General features: G+C 48.6%; 23 protein-coding genes and 2 tRNA genes. 12 read left to right on the forward strand and 13 right to left on the reverse strand.

The genetic code is table 11. The annotated features are described in order from the left end of the window. Positions 1–37 precede the first annotated feature (37 nt). The 3 genes from lpp to D9741_RS23760 all read right to left on the reverse strand — a co-directional run bounded on the left by lpp (position 38) and on the right by D9741_RS23760 (position 2,199). Positions 38–274 carry a murein lipoprotein Lpp gene (gene lpp / locus D9741_RS05665; RefSeq protein ID WP_000648420.1) on the reverse strand — a complete coding sequence of 79 codons (237 nt, stop codon included), beginning with the start codon at positions 272–274 and terminating at the stop codon, positions 38–40. 310 nt (positions 275–584) lie between these two features. After that, entirely contained in the window at positions 585–1,997 is a 1,413-nt protein-coding gene (gene pykF, locus D9741_RS05670) for a pyruvate kinase PykF (RefSeq protein WP_064530058.1), read from the reverse strand. A 7-nt stretch (positions 1,998–2,004) separates the two neighbouring features. Next, positions 2,005–2,199, reverse strand: a complete 195-nt coding sequence (locus D9741_RS23760) for a hypothetical protein (protein ID WP_242664678.1) — start codon at positions 2,197–2,199, stop codon at positions 2,005–2,007. 350 nt (positions 2,200–2,549) lie between these two features. Here D9741_RS23760 and fumD point away from each other — a divergent pair, with 350 nt between their 5' ends. From fumD to ydhT, 7 genes are all read left to right on the forward strand, one after another. Continuing rightward, positions 2,550–2,759: a fumarate hydratase FumD gene (gene fumD / locus D9741_RS05675; protein WP_000528337.1), complete on the forward strand. Its 210-nt coding sequence runs from the start codon at positions 2,550–2,552 to the stop codon at positions 2,757–2,759. Between the two features lie 459 nt (positions 2,760–3,218). Then, complete coding sequence (locus tag D9741_RS05680; RefSeq protein WP_130218947.1) at positions 3,219–3,845, forward strand: ferredoxin-like protein; 627 nt, start codon at positions 3,219–3,221, stop codon at positions 3,843–3,845. A gap of 20 nt (positions 3,846–3,865) precedes the next feature. Beyond that, positions 3,866–5,968, forward strand: coding sequence for an aldehyde ferredoxin oxidoreductase (locus D9741_RS05685; RefSeq protein ID WP_130218949.1), 2,103 nt, complete (start codon positions 3,866–3,868; stop codon positions 5,966–5,968). Positions 5,969–5,980: 12 nt separating this feature from the next. Then, positions 5,981–6,631: a YdhW family putative oxidoreductase system protein gene (locus D9741_RS05690; RefSeq protein ID WP_130218951.1), complete on the forward strand. Its 651-nt coding sequence runs from the start codon at positions 5,981–5,983 to the stop codon at positions 6,629–6,631. Between the two features lie 63 nt (positions 6,632–6,694). Then, positions 6,695–7,363 carry a 4Fe-4S dicluster domain-containing protein gene (locus D9741_RS05695; protein WP_130208218.1) on the forward strand — a complete coding sequence of 223 codons (669 nt, stop codon included), beginning with the start codon at positions 6,695–6,697 and terminating at the stop codon, positions 7,361–7,363. Next, positions 7,360–8,145, forward strand: coding sequence for a thiosulfate reductase cytochrome B subunit (gene phsC, locus D9741_RS05700; protein WP_130218953.1), 786 nt, complete (start codon positions 7,360–7,362; stop codon positions 8,143–8,145). The genes D9741_RS05695 and phsC overlap by 4 nt, the downstream gene beginning before the upstream one ends. 3 nt (positions 8,146–8,148) lie before the next feature. Beyond that, positions 8,149–8,961 (forward strand): protein YdhT, encoded by an 813-nt coding sequence (ydhT, locus tag D9741_RS05705; RefSeq protein WP_130218955.1) that lies wholly within the window; start codon positions 8,149–8,151, stop codon positions 8,959–8,961. A 10-nt stretch (positions 8,962–8,971) separates the two neighbouring features. On the opposite strand, the gene D9741_RS05710 is transcribed toward ydhT, so the two are convergent. From D9741_RS05710 to D9741_RS05725, 4 genes are all read right to left on the reverse strand, one after another. Further along, complete coding sequence (locus tag D9741_RS05710) at positions 8,972–10,576, reverse strand: FAD-NAD(P)-binding protein (RefSeq protein ID WP_130218957.1); 1,605 nt, start codon at positions 10,574–10,576, stop codon at positions 8,972–8,974. Between the two features lie 125 nt (positions 10,577–10,701). Next, a complete protein-coding gene (locus D9741_RS05715; protein ID WP_130218959.1) occupies positions 10,702–11,007 on the reverse strand; it encodes a monooxygenase in 306 nt (101 codons plus the stop codon). 113 nt (positions 11,008–11,120) lie between these two features. Further along, positions 11,121–11,197: transfer RNA gene (locus D9741_RS05720), tRNA-Val, on the reverse strand. 4 nt (positions 11,198–11,201) lie between these two features. Next, positions 11,202–11,278: transfer RNA gene (locus D9741_RS05725), tRNA-Val, on the reverse strand. Positions 11,279–11,586: 308 nt separating this feature from the next. Between D9741_RS05725 and D9741_RS05730 the strand changes: the two genes are divergently transcribed. Next, entirely contained in the window at positions 11,587–12,843 is a 1,257-nt protein-coding gene (locus D9741_RS05730; RefSeq protein WP_130218961.1) for an AIDA repeat-containing protein, read from the forward strand. Between the two features lie 37 nt (positions 12,844–12,880). Here D9741_RS05730 and mdtK read toward each other — a convergent pair whose 3' ends face one another. Next, positions 12,881–14,254: a multidrug efflux MATE transporter MdtK gene (gene mdtK, locus D9741_RS05735; RefSeq protein WP_130218963.1), complete on the reverse strand. Its 1,374-nt coding sequence runs from the start codon at positions 14,252–14,254 to the stop codon at positions 12,881–12,883. Positions 14,255–14,469: 215 nt separating this feature from the next. Between mdtK and D9741_RS05740 the strand changes: the two genes are divergently transcribed. Next, complete coding sequence (locus tag D9741_RS05740) at positions 14,470–15,087, forward strand: riboflavin synthase (protein ID WP_064530047.1); 618 nt, start codon at positions 14,470–14,472, stop codon at positions 15,085–15,087. 51 nt (positions 15,088–15,138) lie between these two features. Here D9741_RS05740 and cfa read toward each other — a convergent pair whose 3' ends face one another. Together cfa and punC are read right to left on the reverse strand one after the other, a co-directional pair. Next, positions 15,139–16,287: a cyclopropane fatty acyl phospholipid synthase gene (gene cfa / locus D9741_RS05745; RefSeq protein ID WP_130208204.1), complete on the reverse strand. Its 1,149-nt coding sequence runs from the start codon at positions 16,285–16,287 to the stop codon at positions 15,139–15,141. Between the two features lie 288 nt (positions 16,288–16,575). Continuing rightward, positions 16,576–17,787, reverse strand: a complete 1,212-nt coding sequence (gene punC, locus D9741_RS05750) for a purine nucleoside transporter PunC (RefSeq protein ID WP_130218965.1) — start codon at positions 17,785–17,787, stop codon at positions 16,576–16,578. Between the two features lie 112 nt (positions 17,788–17,899). On the opposite strand from punC, the gene punR reads away from it, so the two are divergent. Further along, the gene (gene punR / locus D9741_RS05755; RefSeq protein WP_130218967.1) at positions 17,900–18,832 is read left to right on the forward strand and encodes a DNA-binding transcriptional activator PunR; all 933 of its coding nucleotides are present in this window, start codon (positions 17,900–17,902) and stop codon (positions 18,830–18,832) included. On the opposite strand, the gene purR is transcribed toward punR, so the two are convergent. Continuing rightward, positions 18,829–19,854, reverse strand: a complete 1,026-nt coding sequence (gene purR / locus D9741_RS05760) for an HTH-type transcriptional repressor PurR (protein ID WP_000190978.1) — start codon at positions 19,852–19,854, stop codon at positions 18,829–18,831. The two genes, punR and purR, sit on opposite strands and share 4 nt — an antisense overlap. A gap of 298 nt (positions 19,855–20,152) precedes the next feature. Between purR and cydH the strand changes: the two genes are divergently transcribed. Together cydH and D9741_RS05770 are read left to right on the forward strand one after the other, a co-directional pair. Continuing rightward, a complete protein-coding gene (gene cydH / locus D9741_RS05765) occupies positions 20,153–20,242 on the forward strand; it encodes a cytochrome bd-I accessory subunit CydH (RefSeq protein WP_000102278.1) in 90 nt (29 codons plus the stop codon). 171 nt (positions 20,243–20,413) lie between these two features. Beyond that, a complete protein-coding gene (locus D9741_RS05770; RefSeq protein ID WP_130218969.1) occupies positions 20,414–21,583 on the forward strand; it encodes an MFS transporter in 1,170 nt (389 codons plus the stop codon). Between the two features lie 155 nt (positions 21,584–21,738). On the opposite strand, the gene sodB is transcribed toward D9741_RS05770, so the two are convergent. Both sodB and mepH read right to left on the reverse strand, forming a co-directional pair. Continuing rightward, on the reverse strand, positions 21,739–22,320 hold the full coding sequence (gene sodB / locus D9741_RS05775) for a superoxide dismutase [Fe] (protein WP_130208196.1): 582 nt from the start codon (positions 22,318–22,320) through the stop codon (positions 21,739–21,741). Positions 22,321–22,447: 127 nt separating this feature from the next. Beyond that, the gene (gene mepH, locus D9741_RS05780; RefSeq protein ID WP_130218971.1) at positions 22,448–23,278 is read right to left on the reverse strand and encodes a peptidoglycan DD-endopeptidase MepH; all 831 of its coding nucleotides are present in this window, start codon (positions 23,276–23,278) and stop codon (positions 22,448–22,450) included. Positions 23,279–23,431 lie beyond the last annotated feature (153 nt).

The raw sequence follows: 23,431 nt of genomic DNA on the forward strand, positions 1-23,431 counted from the left end.
CGCACAATGTGCGCCATTTTTCACTTCACAGGTACTATTACTTGCGGTATTTAGTAGCCATGTTGTCCAGACGCTGGTTAGCACGAGCTGCGTCATCTTTAGCAGCCTGAACGTCGGAACGCATTGCGTTCACGTCGTTGCTCAGCTGGTCAACTTTAGCGTTCAGAGTCTGAACGTCAGAAGACAGCTGATCGATTTTAGCGTTGCTGGAGCAACCTGCCAGCAGAGTAGAACCCAGGATTACCGCGCCCAGTACCAGTTTAGTAGCTTTCATTATTAATACCCTCTAGATTGAGTTAATCTCCATGTAGCGTTACAAGTATTACACAAAGTTTTTTATGTTGAGAATATTTTTTTGATGGGAAGGCACTTATTTTTGATCGTTCGCTCAAAGAAACATCGAACGCTTGGTTTTAGATAAAAAAAATGAGAGAAAACAGGATGGTTCCATCGGATTCATCTTAGATAAAGTGAGATTATATAGTGAAATCCGATTTGATTTTTTATTGCTTCTGGTTATCGATTAAATAAAAAAAGCGCCCATCAGGGCGCTTCGATATACAAATTAATTCACAAAAGCAATATTACAGGACGTGAACAGATGCGGTGTTGGTAGTACCGCTCGGTACCAGCGCGCCAGAAACCATAACTACAACGTCGCCTTTGTGCGCCAGACCGCTCTGCAGCGCCAGTTCTTTACCCAGACGGTAGAAATCATCAGTAGAGGTAATTTCTTTAACCAGCTGCGGTACAACGCCTTTGCTCAGTACCAGCTGATGAGCCGTTTTTTCGTTGGTGGTCAGCGCCAGAATGGTTGCATCCGGGAAGTATTTACGTACTGCACGAGCAGATTTACCGCCCTGGGTCGCTACGACGATCAGCGGAGCATCCAGTTTTTCAGCAGTTTCAACTGCGCCACGGCAAACCGCTTCGGTGATACGCAGTTTACGGTTGTCGTTGTTGAACTCGAGACGGCTGTTCATCACGCGGTCGGTACGTTCACAGATGGTCGCCATGATAGAAACAGCTTCCAGCGGATATTTACCTTTTGCGGATTCACCAGACAGCATTACTGCGTCGGTGCCGTCGAGGATGGCGTTGGCTACGTCACCGGCTTCTGCGCGAGTCGGACGTGGGTTTTTGATCATGGAATCCAGCATCTGGGTCGCAGTGATAACGACTTTACGTGCACGGATACATTTTTCGATCATCATCTTCTGGGCGAAGATAACTTCTTCAACCGGAATTTCTACACCCAGGTCGCCACGTGCAACCATGATGCCGTCAGATGCTTCGAGGATTTCGTCGAAGTTATTGAGGCCTTCCTGGTTTTCGATTTTGGAGATGATTTGGATGTTTTCGCCGCCGTGCGCTTTCAGGTGCTCACGGATTTCGACAACGTCAGAACGTTTACGGATAAAGGAAGCAGCAACAAAGTCTACGCCTTGTTCGCAACCGAAGATCAGGTCCTGTTTGTCTTTTTCTGCCAGTGCCGGCAGGGCGATGGAAACGCCAGGCAGGTTCACACCTTTGTTCTCGCCCAGGTCACCGTTGTTCAGTACTTTACAGATAACTTTGTTACCTTCGATAGCGGTAACTTCCATACCGATCAGACCATCGTCAACCAGTACGGTGTTGCCGACGGACAGGTCGGTGGTGAAACCTTCATAAGTTACCGCAACCATTTCGCTGTTGCCGATAACAGATTTGTCAGTGGTGAAAGTAAAGGTCTGGCCTGCTTTCAGAGAAACGTCGTTACCGCCTTCCAGTTTCATGGTGCGGATTTCCGGACCTTTGGTATCGAGCAGGATAGCGGCAGTTTTACCGGTTTTGCTCATCACGTTGCGCAGGTTCTGAATGCGCTGACCGTGTTCTGCATAGTCACCATGAGAGAAGTTCAGACGCATGACGTTCATGCCCGCGTCCAGCATTTTAGCTAACATCTCTTCAGATTCGGTTTTTGGGCCGATGGTGCAAACAATTTTGGTCTTTTTCATGACAGTCTTAGTCTTTAAGTTGAGAAGGATAGGAGAAACTTGCTTTCTGGGCGCACTGCCGGAAAGCGAATCCGGTATTACGAAAGTGATGGTGCCTCGCTCTAAGGATAGGTGACATCGAAAAAGCGTGCAGAGGAATGTGTGCTTGTGTCTCAGCCCAACGTGAGTGCCTGTTTTTGAGTCGTTGAGTTCTACAGTCCAAAGTGCTGAAACCATTCAAGAGTCAATTGGCGCGGATTATACGCTGAATTTAATCAAAAAGGAAAACAAAAACAGCGTTTCAAAAACATTCATGCATATACACAATAAACTGTTATCAAAGATTTAACGTCCTCGATAGCAGATTACGCAAAATCATCGCTGTTTGCGCAAAGGGAAGGCGATGGTTGGAAGATAGAGGATGACTGGAGTATAGACAGAGTGCATACCCTCGTGACACAACAGATGCAATTATAATAATTTATCGAGTTATTTGTTTGATTTTGTTTGTTTTTTGTTTAAGTAATGAGATTGATATATGCTGATAACTGGCATGATAAATGGGTGTGAATAATGGGCAACCGGACAAAAGATGATGAGCTGTACCGCGAAATGTGCAGAGTGGTAGGGAAAGTGGTGTTGGAGATGCGTGACCTGGGCCAGGAGCCAAAACACATCGTCATCGCTGGTGTGCTGCGTACAGCATTAGCAAATAAACGTATCCAACGCAGTGAATTAGAAAAGCAGGCGATGGAAACAGTCATTAATGCACTGGTGAAATAATTGTTCGGGGATAGCGCGTAATGCCTTATCCCCTCTGTTTTATTATATCGTCACATGTAAGTTTATTTTTATAAATGGATGTAAGGCAACTATATTAATTGCGATATGTATTTAACTTTATAGCGAATTAACTATTTCTATATTCTGGAATGTATATCACAAATTATTGTGGAGTAAATGAAATTCATTTCAAATGATAACAAATATCACTCCACTTTTAATCTTCTGCTTTCCATTTTTAATTGATAACGATCAATGTTAAGGGCTAAGAATAATCACATTATTTTTTCTCCTAACCATAAAGGATTAGTTTGCTTGCGTTAAATCATGTCTCATACGCTATCGGGTTAGGACAAAAATATCTGGTGTTGGAGGCATAGTCAGCAGCGTATTAGTTGAATGCTTAATAGAAGGCTACTGAATTGTCAGCACTGTGTTTGCGAAGAGGATGCGAAATAAATGAACCCGGTTGAACGTCCACTATTAGATATTGGCTTAACGCGATTAGAGTTCTTGCGTATATCAGGAAAAGGTCTTGCTGGTTTAACAATAGCCCCTGCGTTATTGTCACTTTTGGGCTGTAAACAGGAAGATGTCGATAGCGGCACGGTGGGGCTGATAAACACGCCCAAAGGCGTGTTAGTTACCCAGCGTGCGCGTTGCACCGGCTGCCACCGCTGTGAAATCTCCTGTACCAACTATAACGATGGCGCCGTTGGTACTTTTTTTTCCCGCATCAAAATCCATCGTAATTATTTCTTTGGCGACAAGGGCGTAGGTTCCGGTGGCGGCTTATACGGCGATCTGAATTATACCGCCGACACCTGCCGCCAGTGTAAAGATCCTCAATGCATGAACGTCTGCCCGATTGGCGCGATTACCTGGCAGCAGGAAGAGGGATGTATAACCGTCGATCATAAACGTTGCATTGGTTGTAGCGCCTGTACTACGGCATGCCCGTGGATGATGGCCACCGTAAATACTGAAACTAAAAAATCCTCGAAATGTGTGTTGTGCGGTGAATGCGCAAACGCCTGCCCGACAGGGGCGTTAAAAATTATCGAGTGGAAAGATATTACTGTGTGAATCTTGCAAAGGAAAAAATCATGGCTAACGGTTGGACTGGTAATATATTAAGAGTCAATCTTACGACAGGAAATATTACCCTCGAAGATTCCAGTAAGTTTAAAGATTTTGTCGGTGGTATGGGCTTTGGCTACAAAATTATGTATGACGAAGTACCTCCAGGCACCAAACCTTTCGATGAAGCAAATAAATTAGTTTTTGCTACGGGGCCGTTGACAGGGTCTGGTGCACCCTGTAGTTCTCGCGTAAATATCACATCACTTTCCACATTTACCAAAGGAAATTTAGTCGTCGACGCCCATATGGGCGGCTTTTTTGCTGCACAAATGAAATTCGCCGGATACGACGTCATTATTATCGAGGGTAAAGCGAAATCACCGGTCTGGCTAAATATAAAAGATGACAAAGTTAGCCTGGAGAAAGCCGATTTCTTGTGGGGAAAAGGGACGCGTGCAACCACGGAAGAAATTTGCCGTTTAACCAGCCCTGAAACCTGTGTAGCGGCTATTGGTCAGGCGGGTGAAAATCTTGTGCCTCTCTCTGGCATGCTGAATAGTCGTAACCACAGTGGCGGCGCGGGAACTGGCGCAATAATGGGCTCCAAAAACCTGAAAGCGATTGCGGTTGAAGGGACAAAAGGAGTCAACATTGCCGATCGCCAGGAGATGAAACGGCTCAATGACTATATGATGACCGAACTTATTGGCGCTAATAACAATCATGTCGTGCCAAGTACGCCGCAATCGTGGGCAGAGTACTCTGATCCCAAGTCGCGCTGGACAGCTCGTAAAGGGCTGTTTTGGGGCGCAGCGGAAGGCGGCCCGATTGAAACAGGAGAAATCCCGCCGGGCAATCAGAACACGGTCGGTTTCCGCACCTATAAATCCGTCTTTGACTTAGGTCCGGCAGCAGAAAAATACACCGTCAAAATGAGTGGCTGCCACTCATGCCCAATTCGTTGTATGACCCAGATGAACATTCCTCGGGTTAAAGAGTTTGGTGTACCCAGTACAGGTGGTAACACCTGTGTCGCTAACTTTGTCCATACCACCATCTTCCCGAACGGGCCGAAAGATTTTGAAGATAAAGATGATGGCCGGGTGATTGGTAATCTGGTTGGTCTGAATCTGTTCGATGACTACGGGCTGTGGTGTAACTACGGGCAGTTGCATCGCGACTTTACCTATTGTTACAGCAAAGGTGTGTTTAAGCGCGTTCTGCCTGCTGAAGAGTATGCGGAAATTCGTTGGGATCAACTGGAAGCTGGTGACGTTAATTTCATTAAAGATTTTTACTACCGTCTGGCGCACCGCGTGGGTGAGTTGAGTCATCTGGCTGATGGCTCGTATGCCATTGCTGAACGCTGGAATTTGGGTGAAGAGTACTGGGGCTACGCAAAAAATAAACTCTGGTCGCCGTTTGGTTATCCGGTTCACCATGCCAATGAAGCGTCGGCACAGGTCGGCTCTATCGTTAACTGCATGTTCAACCGTGACTGTATGACGCATACGCATATCAACTTTATCGGCTCCGGTTTGCCGTTGAAACTGCAGCGTGAAGTGGCAAAAGAACTTTTTGGCTCTGAAGATGCTTACGATGAAACCAAAAACTACACGCCGATCAATGACGCAAAAATTAAATATGCCAAATGGTCGCTGTTGCGGGTTTGTTTGCATAACGCCGTCACCCTGTGCAACTGGGTCTGGCCAATGACCGTTTCGCCACTGAAAAACCGCAATTATCGTGGCGACCTTGCGCTAGAAGCCAAATTCTTTAAAGCAATCACTGGCGAAGATATGACGCAGGAAAAATTAGATTTAGCTGCTGAGCGTATCTTTACGTTACATCGTGCCTACACGGTAAAACTGATGCAAACCAAAGATATGCGTAATGAGCATGACCTGATCTGTTCCTGGGTATTTGATAAAGATCCGCAGATTCCGGTCTTCAGTGAAGGTACTGACAAAATGGACCGCGATGATATGCACCAGTCACTCACGCTTTTCTACAAGGAAATAGGCTGGGACCCACAGCTTGGTTGTCCAACGCGAGAAACGCTTCATCGACTCGGGCTGGAAGATATTGCCGCCGATCTGGCGACACATAACCTGCTACCAGTATAAGGAACCGGCGTAATGAGCCAGCAGGAGGAAATGACACAACTGGAAGCACCTGATATTGACGTGACTAAGCGTCAATGGTTGCACAGTATGCGTCAGCCCGATGACACTGCGAACGATGCGGTTACAGGGCCTGAACCGGCTGAAATTCTGGCGGAGTTTATCCGCCAGCATTCGACGGCGGGTCAACTGGTTGCACGCGCCGTGTTCCTGTCGCCGCCATATTCGGTTGCTGAAGAGGATCTTTCTGCATTGCTGGAAAGCATACGGCAGAGTTCAGATTTCGCAGATATCGCCTGTATGACGGGCAGTAAAGATGATTATTACTACTCAACGCAAACCATGAGCGAAAACTATGCCGCTATGTCTTTGCAGGTTGTTGAGCAGGACATCTGTCGGGCCATTGCACACGCCGTTCGCTTCGAATGCCAGACGTATCCCCGGCCTTATAAGGTCGCCATGCTGACGCAAGCGCCATATTACTACCAGGAAGCGCAGATTGAAGCCGCGCTCGCCGCGATGGATATCGCTCCTGAGTATGCCGATATACGCCAGGTGACGTCATCGACGGCTGTGTTGTACCTGTTTAGCGAGCGTTTTATGAGCTATGGCAAAGCTTATGGCTTATGTGAATGGTTCGAGGTTGAGCAGTTTCAGAATCCCTGAAGTTTCAGGGAGATATCATGGATAGGGTGGACAGTCGCAGCCACAGCATTAGAGGATAATAAGATGTCCTTCACTCGACGCAAATTTGTTCTGGGGATGGGAACGGTAATCTTTTTTACCGGTTCAGCACCTTCTTTGTTAGCGAACACCAGACAAGGAAAGGAAGTTCGATATGCCATGATTCACGATGAATCACGGTGCAATGGCTGTAATATTTGCGCCAGAGCATGCCGTAAAACTAACCATGTACCGGCACAGGGAAGTCGTTTGTCTATCGCGCATATCCCGGTCACCGATAACAATAACGAAACGCTGTATCACTTTTTTCGCCAGTCATGCCAGCACTGTGAAGATGCTCCTTGCATCGACGTTTGCCCCACAGGGGCATCGTGGCGTGATGAACAGGGGATCGTGCGGGTAGAAAAATCACAATGCATTGGCTGTAGCTACTGCATCGGCGCATGCCCGTATCAGGTTCGTTACCTTAATCCACTGACCAAAGTGGCGGATAAATGTGATTTCTGTGCCGAGTCTCGGCTGGCAAAAGGTTTTCCGCCCATCTGCGTTAGCGCCTGTCCGGAACATGCGTTGATCTTTGGTCGCGAAGATAGCCCAGAAATTCAGGCGTGGTTACAGGAAAATAAATACTATCAATATCAGCTGCCTGGTGCCGGGAAACCGCATCTGTATCGCCGGTTCGGTCAACATTTGATTAAAAAGGAAAATGTATGAACCCGTCGCAAAATGCTGAACAATTTCATAACCAGTTGGCAAACTATGTACCGCAGTTTTCTCCCGAATTTTGGCCTGTGTGGTTGGTCATTGCCGGGCTGCTGCTGGTCGGGATGTGGTTAGTGTTGGGGCTTCACGCCTTACTTCGCGCTCGTGGTAAAAAGAAATCCTCCACTGGTCATGGCGAGAAGGTTTATCTCTACAGCAGGGCGGTGAGATTATGGCACTGGTCGAATGCGTTACTCTTTGTCTTGTTGCTGGCAAGTGGGCTAATCAATCACTTTGCGCTGGTGGGCGTTGCTGCAGTCAAAAGTCTGGTTGCCGTACATGAAGTTTGTGGATTCCTGCTACTGGCATGCTGGCTTGGCTTTATTCTCATTAATGCCGTTGGGGGTAATGGTCATCACTACATTATCCGTCGTCAGGGCTGGCTGGGGCGAGCGGCTAAACAAACGCGGTTTTATCTGCTTGGAATTATGCAAGGGGAAGATCATCCATTTCCTGCAACAACACAGTCTAAATTCAATCCATTGCAGCAGGCAGCTTATGTTGGTGTGATGTATGGATTGCTGCCGCTGTTATTGTTGACGGGGCTGCTATGCCTTTACCCGCAAACCGTGGGGGACGTGTTCCCTGGTGTAAGATACTGGTTATTGCAGGCGCATTTTGCTCTGGCAGCTATAAGCCTCTTTTTTATCTTCGGCCATCTCTATCTTTGCACCACGGGGCGTACTCCGCACGAAACCTTTAAATGTATGGTCGATGGCTATCACCGGCATTAACGAATGATCATTACACGAACTGACCTGCGAGAGTGGCGTGTAGGTGCGGTTATGTACCGCTGGTTTCTGCGCCGTTTTCCGCAAGGTGGAATTTATGCCGATATTCACCACGCCCTGATTGGCGAAGGATTTACTGACTGGGCGGAAAGTCTGGTTGAGTACGCCTGGAAAAAATGGCTGGCAGACGAAAATTTCGCCCGTCAGGAAGTTTCCTCAATGCAAAAACTGGCCAGGGACCCCGTAGAGATACCCGTTTGCAGTCAGTTCGCCCGGGCCGACGATCACGCACGCGTCGGCTGTTGTAAGGATAACGCCAGAATCGCCACCGTGGGGTATGCTGCGCAAATTGCCAGCATGGGTTATAGCGTGCGGATTGGCAGTGTCGGCTTTAACAGCCATATCGGTAGCTCTGGTGAACGTGCTCGTGTTGCTGTAACCGGTAATTCCTCGCGGATAAGCAGCGCCGGAGACAGCAGTCGTATTGCGAATACCGGAATGCGAGTACGCGTTTGTACATTGGGTGAACGGTGTCATGTCGCCAGTAATGGCGATCTGGTGCAAATCGTCAGCTTTGGCGCAAACGCCAGGATTGCCAACAGCGGCGATAACGTTCATATCATCGCCAGCGGTGAAAATTCAACGGTAGTGAGTACGGGCATGGTGGATTCAATTATTCTCGGGCCAGGAGGCAGCGCCGCGCTGGCGTATCATGACGGCGAAAGAGTGCGCTTTGCCGTAGCCGTTGAAGGTGAAAATAATATTCGCGCCGGAGTTCGCTATCGTCTGAATGAGCAACATCAATTTGTGGAATGCTGACTCTTTTACCTTAATCAAACGACAGACGTCGGCGTGCGCGGGATGCTGGCTTCACGACGGCCTGCGCCATAGCCTCACCAATTTCAGCACAAGCCGTAAGCCCCTGAACGAAAGGCCGATCGTGCATTAGCCAGGGCAACGCGCCGAACGCCACGCGACCACGAACGTCTTCCGGTTGCTGTAGCGTATAATCTTCACCGACATCAGGGATTTCATCGCCTGTTTTCTGTAGTTGTGCACGTAGTCCAGGGAAAGGAATGTCTTTCACTTTGAGCGGGCGTTGCCCACGAGCATCAATAAAAACGTCAAACGAGTAGCTGTTGTCCGCTGTTTTCAGCATTGTGTGCGTTTTGTCGATTTCCATATCGTATTCCTCACCGAGAGCGAGAATATGGATAATTCCCGCCTCGCGCAAAGCCAGTAATCGCTTTATAGATTCAGAAGGAATAGCTGCATAATTGTCGATAAATACTCTGGCAAGGCCTTTACTGAACCGTTTATGGTCGTGCTCATTCAGATGCGGAACAATCTCCTGTACGGCTTCATGCAGGCGAAGAATGACATAACGCCAGGGAACGGTATGTTTTTCACGTTTATTTCGCTCGACTTCTGCCAGGTTTTTTTCTGCCCAGGCAAATGGATCATGCTGTTTACGGTCGGCAAACCAGGCTTGCGCGAAGGTATCGACATTCAGGTTCTCTATCGCAATATGTCGGCTCCAGTCAGGATCAGCCGAAGTAATCTCTCGCACTATAAGTTTAAATACCCGTTCCAGAAGTCCCTGTGCACCTTTTTCAATTTCCGCATTCAGGGCCTGTTCAGTGACAATGCATAGAGGTTCGTAGGGAATTAGGCAATAGAAATCGGCTTCTGGCAAAATACCTGTGCGTGACATCAATGTAATACTGAGTTTTTCACTGTTGCTATCGCGCTGAAACAGAATGCGTTGATTATCTTTTTCAATAAAGGAACCATGCTGGATAGCAACCGCCATTGCGGCATCCAGTCCGCTCAAGGATGTTCCCATAATGCCCACGCTACAGGCTTCAATTTTCGCTTCCATTAACCCTGACCACGGGCTGGGGAAATATGTTCGGCTTGCCTGTTCTTCGTCAGGCCAGACGTGACCGGTGGCTATTACGGCTAAATCAAACGTCTCAACTGGCAAATCCCGATCTGTGAAGATAAGCACGCCAGAGTCTGTGACTTGCAGATCAGTCACCTGACAAGATTCATAAACGTTGATTTCAAATTGCTGCAGCCGTGCTTGCTCTACCAACCGTAAAAAGCGATCACGGAAATATTCTCCTAACAAAATCCTCGGCAAAAACTGGCGATCGTGCAAGCTTTCCTTTTTAACGCCATAACGTTGCAGATGGCTGGCCTCTTGCTCTTGCAACCATTCCAGATAAGTACAATAAATCGGCGGTATTTCAATGCTGGCAATATTTGCCAGCATCATTTTAGAGTTTTCTTCATCATTGTACGGCATACCGACACCCGCTTCGTCGGCTTGCTCGAAGAGAGAAATGGAGAGTGGCGTTTGTTGCTGCAAAAGCGAGAGGAAAGTGTAGATCCCTGTTGGTCCGGCACCCACAATGGCAATTTTTTTCATTGTTACTTACCTGTATGCATTTTTTTGAATTTGGTGTTATCAGATAAGTTTGGTTGAAATATTTAGAATTTGAGAAATTTCAGACAGGGATGAAAAGGGCGCTAACCGCCCTTGATTAAATTCTGTCAGGCGAGTTTTGCCTGATTGATTTGACTCAGTGGCTCATTGACATCGAAAACTTTGGCAATAACTTCTGCGACACCAAGATTTTTCAGGCGGGCCGTATGTTTGTCCAGATAAGCCAGGGCGCTTTTTTCATCGGTAAAAAGGTAGATCCCACCGGCTTCATGGTTCTTTTCACTTTCTGTCCACACCTTCCACAGAAAACCGGGTTCCTGATTAATCGACTCGGCAAGCGGTTTAAGTTGCTCAGCCATTTCGTCGCCAAAGGGGCCATTAAAAGCAAAATGAAGTTGTAATAAAGTTGCCATAGCTATTCTCCTTCTGATAACGCATACGAGGATAGTGTAAATCTTTTAACGTATTGGATACAGAGAATAAGCAGGAGAAACAAAAGGGAAGAGAAGACCAGATTAAGAAAATCTGGTGCGTCCGAGTGGACTCGAACCACCGACCCCCACCATGTCAAGGTGGTGCTCTAACCAACTGAGCTACGGACGCAGGATGGTGCGTTCAATTGGACTCGAACCAACGACCCCCACCATGTCAAGGTGGTGCTCTAACCAACTGAGCTATGAACGCAACGTTGTAGGTGACAACGGGGACGAATATTAGCGGCAGAGCGTGAAGGTGGCAAGAGGCAAATCGTAATTTTCTGCGGTATTTCTATCGTTTGCAGAGCTTTTAAGCAAATTGGCGATATTTTGTTGATTTGCAAGGGCGATTTTTGGCCAGAGATCATATTCAGATCTGATACAGCCGATTATCCTTCGACTCACAATGTAAAACAGAGACTTTGCCACCATATCAATTCTATCGTGGATAAATCCTTCGTAGCCTTTACACTTAGGTAGCGATAAAGGCACACAGATGCAGCAAAGGAATAAGTCATGGGATCTGATGCAAAAAACTTGATTAGCGACGGGAAAGTGCAAATTGTTCATGCTGGAGACGTTATCGGCGCGACTCAACTTACTGATGGCGAGTTGATTGTTGAGGCAGGCGGAAGAGCAGAAAATACCGTGGTCACAGACGCTGGCTGGCTGAAAGTTGAAACTGGTGGAATCGCCAAATGTACACACTACAGCAACAATGGCACGTTATCAGTCGGTGACGGCGCAATAGCCACTGACATTGTTCAGTCAGACGGTGGAGCGATTAGCCTCTCAACGCTCGCGACTGTTAATGGCCGCCATCCCGAAGGTGAATTTAGCGTTGATCAGGGCTATGCCTGCGGTTTATTGCTGGAGAATGGCGGTAATCTGCGGGTACTGGAGGGCCATCGCGCGGAAAAAATCATTCTGGATCAGGATGGTGGTTTGTTGGTCAACGGAACAGCATCAGCAGTTGTTGTAGATCAAGGTGGTGAACTGTTGGTTTACCCTGGTGGAGAAGCCATCAATGGTGAGATAAACCACGGCGGCGTTTTTATGCTGGCAGGTAAAGCCAGTGATACGCTGATTGCGGGTGGCACCATGAATAATCTCGGCGGCGAAGACATTCATACCATCGTTGAGAATGGCGCCGTTTATCGCTTGGGGACAGACGGTCTGCAACTCTACAGTTCTGGTAAGACTAAAAACCTGACAGTTAAAACCGGTGGGCGGGCTGAAGTGCATGCCGGTACGCTGGAAAACGCAGTGGTACAAAGTGGGACAGTGATTGTGATGTCTCCCACCAGTGCGGACGAAAAATTTGTCGTAGAAGAAGACTGCGCACCGGTTGAACTTACGGGGAGCGTTGCCTTACAGGACGGCGCTTCTATGATTGTTGGCTATGGCGCTGATCTGAAACAATCAACGATTACGGTCCAGCAGGAAGGCGTGTTGATCCTCGATGGCAGCACGGTTAAAGGTGACAATGTCACTTTCTATGTTGGCAACCTGAATCTCGATGGTGGAAAAGTGTGGCTGATAACCTCAACAGCAACGTCTGTGCAGTTGAAGGTGAAACGTCTGCGAGGAGAAGGAACGATTTGCCTGCAAACCAGTGCGAAAGAAATTTCTCCAGAATTCATCAGTGTGAAAGGGGAAGTCAGCGGTGATATTCACGTTGAGATAACGGATGCCAGTCGGCAGCCTATTTGCAGCACACTTAAATTGCAGCCGGACGAAGATGGCATTGGCGCAACGCTCCAGTCAGCCTAAAATTAAGGCGCAATCTTTGCGGATTGCGCCTCATTTTTTATCGAGATGCTCGTTGCAAAATGATAGCCGATGGTAGACGTTGCAAGAAACGCATACGTAGCATCATCATAATGGCAGCAGAAGTCAGACCGATAATAAAGCCTATCCAGAAACCTGCCGGCCCCATCGGCTCAACCACCAGATTGGTCAATGCCAGGATATAACCACTTGGTAAACCCAACACCCAATACGCGATAAAGGTAATATAAAAAATAGATCGCGTATCTTTATAACCACGCAAAATCCCGCTACCGATTACCTGTATCGAGTCAGAAATCTGATACACCGCCGCCAGCAACATCAGGTGTGCAGCCAGTGTCACAACTTCTGGATTATCGTTATACAGAAGAGCGATCTGTTCCCGCAGTGAGATTGTAAAAATTGCCGTCATCGTGGCCATACAGACGCCAACCATAAGCCCGGTTCGTGCGGCAGTTTGCGCATCCAGCGTGGACCCCTGACCCAGACGATAACCCACACGGATAGTCACAGCCGCTGCCAGTGACATCGGAAGAACGAACATTAGCGAACTAAAGTTCAGGGCAATCTGGTGGCCTGCCACATCGACAATACCGAGCGGAGATACCAACAGCGCAACCACCGCAAACAGTGTTACTTCAAAGAACAGTGCCAGCGCGATAGGTAACCCCAGTTGCACAAGTCTTTTCATTACTGCCGGGTCTGGTTTCGCGGTGCCTTTTTCGTTGCGGATATCGCGCATAGAACGGGCATGTTTAATATAAGAAACCATAGCAAAGAACATTACCCAGTACACCGCCGCAGTCGCCACACCACAGCCGACGCCACCGAGTTCAGGCATACCGAAGTGACCATAAATAAAGATATAGTTAACCGGAATGTTCACCAGCAGGCCAATAAAGCCCATTACCATGCCGGGCTTGGTTTTTGCCAAACCTTCGCACTGGTTACGAGCGACCTGGAAGAACAGATAGCCCGGAGCCCCCCACAATAGTGCACGCAGATAACCCACTGCTTTATCGGCGAGGGCCGGATCGATATTTTGCATGGAGCGGATGATATAACCCGCATTCCACAGCACCAGCATAATAAGCACGGAGACGAAACCGGCCAGCCAGAAACCTTGTCGCACCTGATGCGCAATACGTTCACGGCGACCGGAACCATTCAATTGCGCGATGACTGGCGTCATTGCCAGCAGCAGTCCGTGACCGAAAAGAATCGCCGGGAGCCAGATAGAAGTACCAATGGCGACTGCCGCCATGTCGGTGGCGCTATAGCCGCCCGCCATGACGGTATCGACAAAACCCATCGCTGTTTGGGCGATTTGCGCGAGAATCACCGGGATTGCTAATGCTAATAACAGACGCGCTTCACTAATGTATTTCTGCACGTGAACACCTTTTATATTGTTGTTATATGAGAGACTAAAAAACCGCCTGAATGGGCAGCAAAAAGAAGAAGCAGGGGAAATTCAGTCTATTGTAGCGAGGATTTATTAATTCTCCAGTGAAAAAATAACCACTCAACCCCCTTTACTGGTAAGGACGTTTCCCACCTGCTATTGTGCTGAACAGAATGTCCTAACTGATTTCAGGAGTTGTAAGTATGTTTACGGGGATAGTGCAGGGCACCGCGAAGTTGGTGTCGATTGACGAGAAAGCAAATTTTCGAACCCATGTAGTGGAATTACCTGATTACATGTTGGATGGTCTGGAGACAGGCGCTTCTGTCGCGCATAACGGTTGCTGCCTGACTGTAACGGAAATTAACGGCAACCGTATCAGCTTTGATCTGATGAAAGAAACGTTACGAATAACAAACCTTGGCGATTTAAACGTTGGGGATTGGGTAAACGTAGAACGAGCTGCTAAATTCAGCGATGAAATCGGCGGACATTTAATGTCAGGTCATATTATGACCACCGCAGAAGTATCGAAAATAATAACATCAGAAAATAACCACCAGATCTGGTTCAAAGTACAGGATGAGCAGTTAATGAAATATATCCTGTATAAAGGGTTTATTGGTATTGATGGCATCAGTCTGACGGTTGGTGAAGTGACAGCGACCCGCTTTTGTGTGCATTTAATTCCGGAAACGCTGGAACGTACCACTCTCGGTAAGAAAAAACTCGGTGCACGCGTCAATATCGAAATCGATCCGCAAACTCAGGCCGTGGTAGATACTGTTGAACGTGTGTTGGCGGCACGGGAAAAGAAATAAAGCTGCATTTGAAATGACATCGCCCCCAAAATGGGGGCGATGAAATAACACTTAACGCGCCACGCGAAGGCCGCTTTCGACCCCACGTGAGAACACCACTTGCCAGAGCTGGATATCACGGGCGCGGAAGGCACCAGCGCAAGCATTCAGATAATACGTAAACATCCGTTTAAAGCGTTCACTGTAGTTATCGGCAATTTCCGGCCAGGCGGCGAGGAATCGCTCATACCAGGCCATCAACGTCGTGTCATAGTCAGCGCCAAAGTTATGCCAGTCTTCCATCACAAAGTGTGGTTCGCTGGACTGCGCAATCTGGCGTACAGAAGGCAGGCAACCATTCGGGAAAATATATTTGTTAATCCACGGGTCAACATTCAGATCGGTTTTTTTCGAGCCGATAGTATGTAGCAGGAAAATCCCTTCTGGCTTCAGATTACGATCCACCACCTCAAAATAGGTATCGTAATTTTTCGGTCCGACGTGCTCGAACATACCAACCGAAACAATACGGTCAAACTGGTCGTTCAGGTCACGGTAATCCTGTAGCAAAATGGTGACATCCAGACCTGCGCAGCGTTCCTGGGCCATTTTCTGTTGTTCTGCAGAAATCGTGACACCAACCACACTTACGTCATAATTAGACGCCATGTAATGCGCCAGTCCGCCCCAACCGCAGCCGATATCCAGAACCCGCATGCCTGGTTTTAACTGCAATTTTTCACAAATCATTTTGAGCTTCGCTTGTTGGGCAGATTCCAGATTATAGGCATCTTTCCAGTAAGCGCAGGAATACTGCATGAAGGGATCCAGCATACGGCTGAACAGGTCATTACCAAGGTCGTAATGCTCTTTACCTACTATCCAGGCACGCTTTTTACTTTGCAGATTGAAGAGCCGTGCTCCAGCAATGCGTAGTGTGTCTTTGAAATGATGGGGGAGTTGGTTTTCAAGCCCAGCGCGTAAGACTTTGCTAAAAAACATATCCAGTCGGTCACATTCCCACCAGCCATCCATATAACTTTCGCCTAACCCCAACGATCCTTCCTGTAGAACGCGTTTAAAAAAATCGGGGTTTTTAACTCGAATATCTGCCGGGGCAGAGCCATTAATGGCGATGCCTGCACGGCTAAGTAATTCATTGGCGATACGGTACCAGTTGTCATCCGGTACGCTGACTTCTTCTATACACGATGAACTCATAGTTTCTCCATCACTGGTCGGTGATCAGAACCTTAAAACAGCGTAGACGCTTTTTGGGCTTTGTGAGAAATCTCGCAGGAAAACCGCGAGTCTATAATCCGACGTAGAACAGAGGAAAGGAGGAACCCTTGCCGAAATGACCATCCATAGTGACCCGGGAACGCTCCTGTCCCCGTAAAAACATAATATTTATCGTAATATTAACAACTGGAACTCAGTATAGGCTGCTAATCTCAATCATACAACAAAATTTTGTTAGCAGCCTAAGTATAACGATATCGCTATAGATCAATGTGATTCACTATGTGCGACTTCCGTCTCGCCATGATTCTGGCAGTGAGATTCAGGTTGATGTTGCATCTTATAGCCGATGGCAACCAGCACCACGGTCGATAACATCACGCTGGTGGTGGTGAACAGCGGCGTACTGACGCTGATGAGCCAGGAAACCCCCAGGCTTGCGAGGAAGCACAGACCCAATTGCAGGGTATTCTGCAATGCAGCAGCGCGGCCAGTCGCATGCGGGAAGGGGCGTAGCGCCTGGGCGACCACAATCGGGTAGATTGCCCCGTTGGCAATGGCCATCACACAGAATGGGATCAGAATTTCGGCCAGCGACACATGGCTAATGAAGCCCGCAGCCCAGGTTGCTACCACGCTGACGGCAAACAGCGCCAGCAGCCACGGTAACAACTGCTTACCCTGCCATTTCTGCAATGCAGCGCGACAGCCGTAACCACCAATAAGAAATGCGATGGTTTGCGGAACATAACTTAATCCGATTACTGCCGGACTGTAGCCCATTTCGCTGAGGATAAACGGTGAACCGGTTAGCCAGGCAAAGAAACTGGCTGAACAGGCCGCATAAATCAGCACATTCCCGCGATAGGTTTTTGAACGCAGCAGATCGGTAAAGGACAGTCCATCCTGACTATCATTGCGTGCTTTCGTGGTGGGTTTAAGCCAGAAAATGGGCAGAATCAGCACTACGGCAATGGCAAACAGAGTGGCGAAAATCGCCTGCCAGGAAAAATGGACCAGCAGCCAGCTACCTAACAGCGGAGCAAGCGCCGGAGAAAGCCCCACTAAAGGCATAATGGTCGCGAAAATACGGTTAACTTTTTGTGAAGGATAGTAATCCGTCACCAATGCCTGCCAGATAACGGCCGCGGCACAGACACCAACAGCTTGCACAAAACGCAATACCAGCAGCGTGGCAGCGTTTTCCACCCATAACATCCCCAGACTACCCAGCGCAAAAATTGTCAGGCCGATCAATAACACAGGTTTACGACCATAACGATCGGAGAGCGGCCCCCACAGGAGCTGGGCAGCGGCAAAACCGGCAAGGAACAGACTAAGGCTGGCACTGACAGCAGACGCAGGCGTTTGCAGGTCGGCCTGAATGGCGGCGAAAGCGGGCAGATACATATCGGTTGCCAGAAAACCGAGTACGCTCAAACCCGCCAGCCAGACTAAAAATCTTTTCCCAGGTTGCATGTATATTCTCTAAATTCCTCAATTAAACACCGTCGCAAAGTGTAGGGAGTGAAATTCCTGTTGTGAAACGGTAATATTTGATGACTGGTTTCAAAAATTTTGCAGGCAAACTATGTGGTCTGAGTATTCTCTCGAAGTGGTTGATGCAGTGGCGCGAAATGGCAGCTTTAGCGCTGCAGCCCAGGAGTTGCATCGAGTTCCTTCTGCGGTCAGCTATACCGTGCGTCAGCTGGAAGAGTGGCTGGCGGTGCCGCTTTTTGAACGGCGTCATCGTGACGTGGAACTGACCGCTGCCGGGGCGTGGTTTCTCAAAGAAGGACGATCTGTTGTCAAAAAAATGCAGATCACTCGCCAACAATGTCAGCAGATAGCGAACGGCTGGCGCGGTCAATTAGCTATCGCGGTAGATAATATTGTCAGGCCAGAACGCACGCGTCAGATGATTGTTGATTTCTATCGCCATTTTGATGATGTCGAACTTCTGGTTTTTCAGGAAGTGTTCAACGGCGTCTGGGATGCGCTTTCCGATGGGCGCGTGGAACTGGCGATTGGCGCGACACGAGCGATTCCGGTCGGTGGCCGTTACGCCTTCCGTGATATGGGGATGTTGAGCTGGAGTTGTGTTGTTGCCCGCCACCATCCGCTTGCGTCGATGAATGGTCCGCTCAGCGATGACACGTTGCGCAACTGGCCGTCGCTGGTGCGCGAAGACACGTCGCGGACGTTACCCAAACGAATTACCTGGCTGCTGGATAACCAAAAAAGGCTTGTCGTACCTGACTGGGAATCATCGGCAACCTGTATCTCGGCCGGTTTATGCATTGGCATGGTGCCTACGCATTTCGCCAAACCGTGGCTTAATGAGGGAAAATGGGTGGCGTTAGAACTGGAAAATCCATTCCCTGATTCGGCATGTTGTCTGACCTGGCAGCAGAATGATATGTCGCCAGCGTTAACCTGGTTGCTGGAGTATCTCGGTGATAGTGAGACGCTGAATAAGGAGTGGCTGCGGGAGCCGGAAGAGACTCCCGCAACGGATGATTAACGACGATAGTCGCGGAACGGACCGTCAGCCACGGAGCGGCGTTCAATAAGCCGCGGATGAACTTCGATAGACTGCGGTTCTTCGCGTTTGTTGACGATACGGTCCAACAACATGTTGAACGCCGTTTCGCCCAGCGAATCTTTTGGCTGATGGATAGTGGTCAGCGCCGGGGTAAAGTAGCGGGCGTTGCGCACATTATCATAACCGATCAGCGAAACATCCTGCGGTACGCGCAGACCCATTTCATCGGCAGCGCAAAGTGCGCCCATTGCCATGATATCGCCACCACAGAAGACCGCAGTAGGGCGGTGTGGCTGCGACAGGATTTGTTGCATGGCGCGATAACCCGATTCAGGTTCAAAGTCACCCTGCACAATCCAGTTTTCCGGCACCTTGATCATCGCTTCTTCCATCGCCTTCATAAACCCTGCCAGACGACCCGCGCCGGTATTACGTTCCAGAGGGCCTGGGATAACGCCGATTTCGCGATGACCGCGTTCAATCAGATAGCGTCCGGCCATGTAGCCGCCTTCAAACGCGTTATCGATGACCGCATCGGTAAAGTCGGCTTTTGCTTCGCCCCAGTCCATTACCACCATCGGGATATGGCGATACTCTTCCAGCATCGCCAGCAACGGTTCCGGATACTCAGAACACATGACCAACAGGCCATCGACGCGTTTTTGCGCCATCATCGACAGATAGGCTCTCTGTTTCTCCAGATTGTTCCACGCGTTGCCGAGGATCAGCGTGTAACCTTTCTGGAAGCAATTTTTTTCAACCGCTTCGATGATCTCCGCGAAATAGGCTGCTTCGCTGCTGGTCGCCAGCAAGCCGATAGACTTGGTATGGTTAACCTTCAGGCTACGCGCTACCGCGCTAGGGGAGTAGTGTAATTCTTTAATCGCTGCCCACACGGCGTTGCGCGTTTCTTCAGCGACGAAACGAGTTTTGTTTATAACGTGTGACACAGTTGTAGTGGAAACGTTTGCTCGCTTCGCTACATCTTTTATTGTTGCCATTCCATTTCACTCCAGACCCTAACTTCAGCTCCTGCAAAATCGCAAGGTAAACGTTTGCCTTTACACACCTTACGCGCAACAAAAGTGTTGCGGTACGCCGGAAAAACGACACAGAGCGTCAGGAAGGGGTCAATGGCCAGTACGCAAATAGTGTAAGCGTGGAATTTTGGCCGATCTTGATGAAAAGGGGAAGTGGTAAAAACACTTATCATTATAAATGGCGGGAGATTTTTTCTTCACAGTGTGTAAAAATGCGTAATATCACTTTTTGTAGGGTAATAAAAAAGGAGAAAACTTGATGAGTACCGACCTTAAATTTTCACTGGTAACAACCATTATTGTCCTCGGTTTGATCGTGGCCGTAGGTTTGACTGCCGCGCTGCACTGATTTCCCTTCGAGGGAGCGCATCCTCCCTCGCACTCTCTTCCCTTTTGTTAGCAAAATGGCAAAAGTGTTTTCTCTTTTTGTTATTTTCAATTTTTTGTGATTGCTGTCATGCTTTCGCCACTTTGATGAATATCGTGATCGTGTAATGACGCGAAGAAGTGGAGATTAGGCATGAAAATTAACTATCCGTTGTTGGCGCTGGCCGTTGGCGCGTTTGGTATCGGGACAACGGAGTTCTCGCCAATGGGCCTGTTACCCGTCATTGCGCGCGGTGTGGATGTCTCGATTCCTGTTGCGGGCATGTTAATCAGCGCCTATGCGGTTGGCGTGATGGTTGGCGCGCCGCTGATGACATTACTGCTGTCTCATCGCGCCAGGCGCAGTGCGCTTATTTTCCTGATGGCCATTTTCACTCTTGGCAACGTGCTTTCCGCCATCGCGCCGGATTATATGACGTTGATGCTTTCACGCATTCTGACCAGTCTGAATCACGGGGCATTCTTTGGTTTGGGTTCAGTCGTGGCCGCAAGCGTTGTGCCTAAACACAAACAGGCCAGCGCCGTCGCCACTATGTTTATGGGCTTAACTCTGGCAAATATTGGCGGTGTTCCTGCGGCGACCTGGCTTGGCGAAACTATTGGCTGGCGGATGTCGTTTCTGGCAACGGCGGGGCTGGGCGTGATTTCAATGGTTAGCCTGTTCTTCTCGTTACCGAAAGGCGGCGCAGGAGCGCGACCGGAAGTGAAAAAAGAGCTGGCGGTATTGATGCGTCCGCAGGTGTTATCAGCCTTGCTGACGACGGTACTGGGGGCTGGCGCAATGTTTACCCTCTACACCTATATTTCACCAGTACTGCAAAGTATCACCCATGCAACGCCGGTGTTCGTAACAGCCATGCTGGTGCTGATTGGCGTCGGGTTTTCTATCGGTAACTATTTAGGCGGTAAACTGGCAGATCGTTCGGTCAACGGCACGCTGAAAGGCTTTTTGCTGCTGCTGATGGTGATTATGCTGGCGATCCCGTTCCTGGCGCGTAATGAGTTTGGTGCGGCTATCAGCATGGTGGTGTGGGGCGCAGCAACCTTTGCAGTGGTACCACCATTACAGATGCGTGTGATGCGAGTTGCCAGCGAAGCGCCGGGGCTGTCTTCCTCAGTGAATATCGGTGCCTTTAACCTGGGTAATGCTCTGGGTGCCGCGGCAGGTGGCGCAGTGATTTCGGGTGGTCTGGGGTACAGTTTTGTGCCGGTGATGGGGGCAATTGTCGCAGGACTGGCATTGTTGCTGGTGTTTATGTCAGCCAGAAAACAACCTGAAGCAGTTTGCGTTGCCAACAGCTAATAAAACAAAAACGCAGAAGGGATACCTTCTGCGTTACAGTTTGCAAGCAAATTACGTTTTATCTTGCCGCAAGCGCCTTAACCGACCTACATTGATGATCCGCGTAGGCCAGATAAGCGTAGCGCATCAGGCAATGTTGCATTTGCCATCAGTTATTATGCAGCGAGATTTTTCGCTACGAATTCCCAGTTCACCAGCGCCCAGAAATGCTCCAGGTAACCAGGACGCGCATTGCGATAGTCGATGTAATAAGCGTGTTCCCAGACATCAACGGTCAGCAGCGGGGTCGCATCGGTGGTCAGCGGAGTACCTGCATTAGAGGTAGAAACGATAGCCAGTTTGCCATCGCTGTTTTTCACCAGCCAGGTCCAGCCAGAACCAAAGTTTTTGATCGCAGCGTCAGTAAACTGTGCTTTGAAATCGGCAAAGCTACCGAAAGATGCGGCGATAGCTTCAGCGACTTTGCCAGTCGGTTCGCCACCAGCGTTTGGTGCCAGGCAGTTCCAGTAGAAAGTGTGGTTCCAGACCTGAGCTGCGTTGTTGAATACGCCACCTTCAGAGCTGCGAATAATCTCTTCCAGTGATTTACCTTCAAACTCGGTGCCTTTAATCAGGTTGTTCAGGTTAGTGACATAAGTCTGATGATGTTTGCCGTAGTGATACTCGATAGTTTCCGCAGAAATGTGCGGGACCAGAGCGTCTTTAGCATATGGTAGTGCAGGTAATTCGAATGACATTGCTACTCTCCTTTATTATTCATTGGTATACGCACAATAGCCTTATTGTGAGTACGGATAGGGTAGCAAATTAAAAGGTGATACAAAAGATGAACTTACCCTGTTGCCGTAACAACAGGGTAAAGTTTTAGCGAAGTGTTTTTGGGGTCATTACCCGACGAGCGCCAACATAGTGACGTTGCCAGTAATCTTCACTTAATGACGTGATTTGAATTTCCTGGCCACTGCGCGGTGACTGAATAAATTTACCATTGCCAACGTACACGCCTACGTGATCGGCAGTCCCACGCCCTTGCGTGCGGAAAAAGACCAGGTCGCCGTTTTTCAGTTCACTGCGATCGATAGGTGCCGCATCGCGCAGGTGATACATTTCGTTTGCCGTGCGCGGAATACGGATCTTAACCAGGTCTTTATAAGCGTAATAAACCAGTCCACTGCAATCAAAACCGGTACGCGGTGAACTCCCGCCCCAACGATATGGCTTGCCAATTTGCTGCATCAGTTTATTCATCGCCACTTTAGTGGCTTTCTGAACTTTGGCTTTGTGCGCGTCGGCAATAGTGCCAGGGGCGGCATTTTTGACTTTCACGCAATGTGACTTATTGCCCTTACGTTTGGTGCACTTTTCCGTAAAGCTGGCAGACGCCGTTTTAGTGACAACATTTTTGCTGCGAGTTTTCGCGTTTTTAGAAGCGGTAATGGAGGATTTTTTAACGGAAGAAGCTGTTTTGCTTTTGGTCGTACTTTTACTGGCGACTTTTTTGGCGGTTTTCTGACTGGCTTTATTATTGGTCTTTTTGGTGGTTGCCGTGCTTTTCTTTTTATCTGCTTTTTTGGTGATATGAGTGGTAGCAGAACTCTCCCTGGCTTGCTTTGAAGCATGGGCCATAGGCGTTAAAGGCAGGGTGGTAAAAAGTAAAGCACAGAGCGTGATCGAAATACGGTTTATCCGCGCCACTGAGCGTCCCTCTGTTAAGGCAGGTCTATCATGCCTGCGTCTGATTTACAAAACTTGATGATTCTAATGCATAGAAGAAGAGAAAGTTAATAGCTTTTATTGTTAAAAAATACGTTTCGTTGGCGAGCGCAAAAAAAAGCAGCAGTGAAAGCT

It is taken from the genome of Escherichia sp. E14V7 (genome assembly GCF_004212225.1).
GTDB lineage: Bacteria > Pseudomonadota > Gammaproteobacteria > Enterobacterales > Enterobacteriaceae > Escherichia.

Coding starts and splice junctions, on each gene's coding strand:
- D9741_RS05685 (WP_130218949.1), top strand. CDS start 3,866: ATGGCTAACGGTTGGACTGGTAATATATTAAGAGTCAATCTTACGACA.
- purR (WP_000190978.1), bottom strand. CDS start 19,854: ATGGCAACAATAAAAGATGTAGCGAAGCGAGCAAACGTTTCCACTACA.
- phsC (WP_130218953.1), top strand. CDS start 7,360: ATGAACCCGTCGCAAAATGCTGAACAATTTCATAACCAGTTGGCAAAC.
- D9741_RS05740 (WP_064530047.1), top strand. CDS start 14,470: ATGTTTACGGGGATAGTGCAGGGCACCGCGAAGTTGGTGTCGATTGAC.
- D9741_RS05715 (WP_130218959.1), bottom strand. CDS start 11,007: ATGGCAACTTTATTACAACTTCATTTTGCTTTTAATGGCCCCTTTGGC.
- punC (WP_130218965.1), bottom strand. CDS start 17,787: ATGCAACCTGGGAAAAGATTTTTAGTCTGGCTGGCGGGTTTGAGCGTA.
- fumD (WP_000528337.1), top strand. CDS start 2,550: ATGGGCAACCGGACAAAAGATGATGAGCTGTACCGCGAAATGTGCAGA.
- D9741_RS05690 (WP_130218951.1), top strand. CDS start 5,981: ATGAGCCAGCAGGAGGAAATGACACAACTGGAAGCACCTGATATTGAC.
- lpp (WP_000648420.1), bottom strand. CDS start 274: ATGAAAGCTACTAAACTGGTACTGGGCGCGGTAATCCTGGGTTCTACT.
- sodB (WP_130208196.1), bottom strand. CDS start 22,320: ATGTCATTCGAATTACCTGCACTACCATATGCTAAAGACGCTCTGGTC.
- pykF (WP_064530058.1), bottom strand. CDS start 1,997: ATGAAAAAGACCAAAATTGTTTGCACCATCGGCCCAAAAACCGAATCT.
- ydhT (WP_130218955.1), top strand. CDS start 8,149: ATGATCATTACACGAACTGACCTGCGAGAGTGGCGTGTAGGTGCGGTT.
- cfa (WP_130208204.1), bottom strand. CDS start 16,287: ATGAGTTCATCGTGTATAGAAGAAGTCAGCGTACCGGATGACAACTGG.
- D9741_RS05730 (WP_130218961.1), top strand. CDS start 11,587: ATGGGATCTGATGCAAAAAACTTGATTAGCGACGGGAAAGTGCAAATT.
- cydH (WP_000102278.1), top strand. CDS start 20,153: ATGAGTACCGACCTTAAATTTTCACTGGTAACAACCATTATTGTCCTC.
- D9741_RS05695 (WP_130208218.1), top strand. CDS start 6,695: ATGTCCTTCACTCGACGCAAATTTGTTCTGGGGATGGGAACGGTAATC.
- D9741_RS05710 (WP_130218957.1), bottom strand. CDS start 10,576: ATGAAAAAAATTGCCATTGTGGGTGCCGGACCAACAGGGATCTACACT.
- D9741_RS05680 (WP_130218947.1), top strand. CDS start 3,219: ATGAACCCGGTTGAACGTCCACTATTAGATATTGGCTTAACGCGATTA.
- D9741_RS05770 (WP_130218969.1), top strand. CDS start 20,414: ATGAAAATTAACTATCCGTTGTTGGCGCTGGCCGTTGGCGCGTTTGGT.
- punR (WP_130218967.1), top strand. CDS start 17,900: ATGTGGTCTGAGTATTCTCTCGAAGTGGTTGATGCAGTGGCGCGAAAT.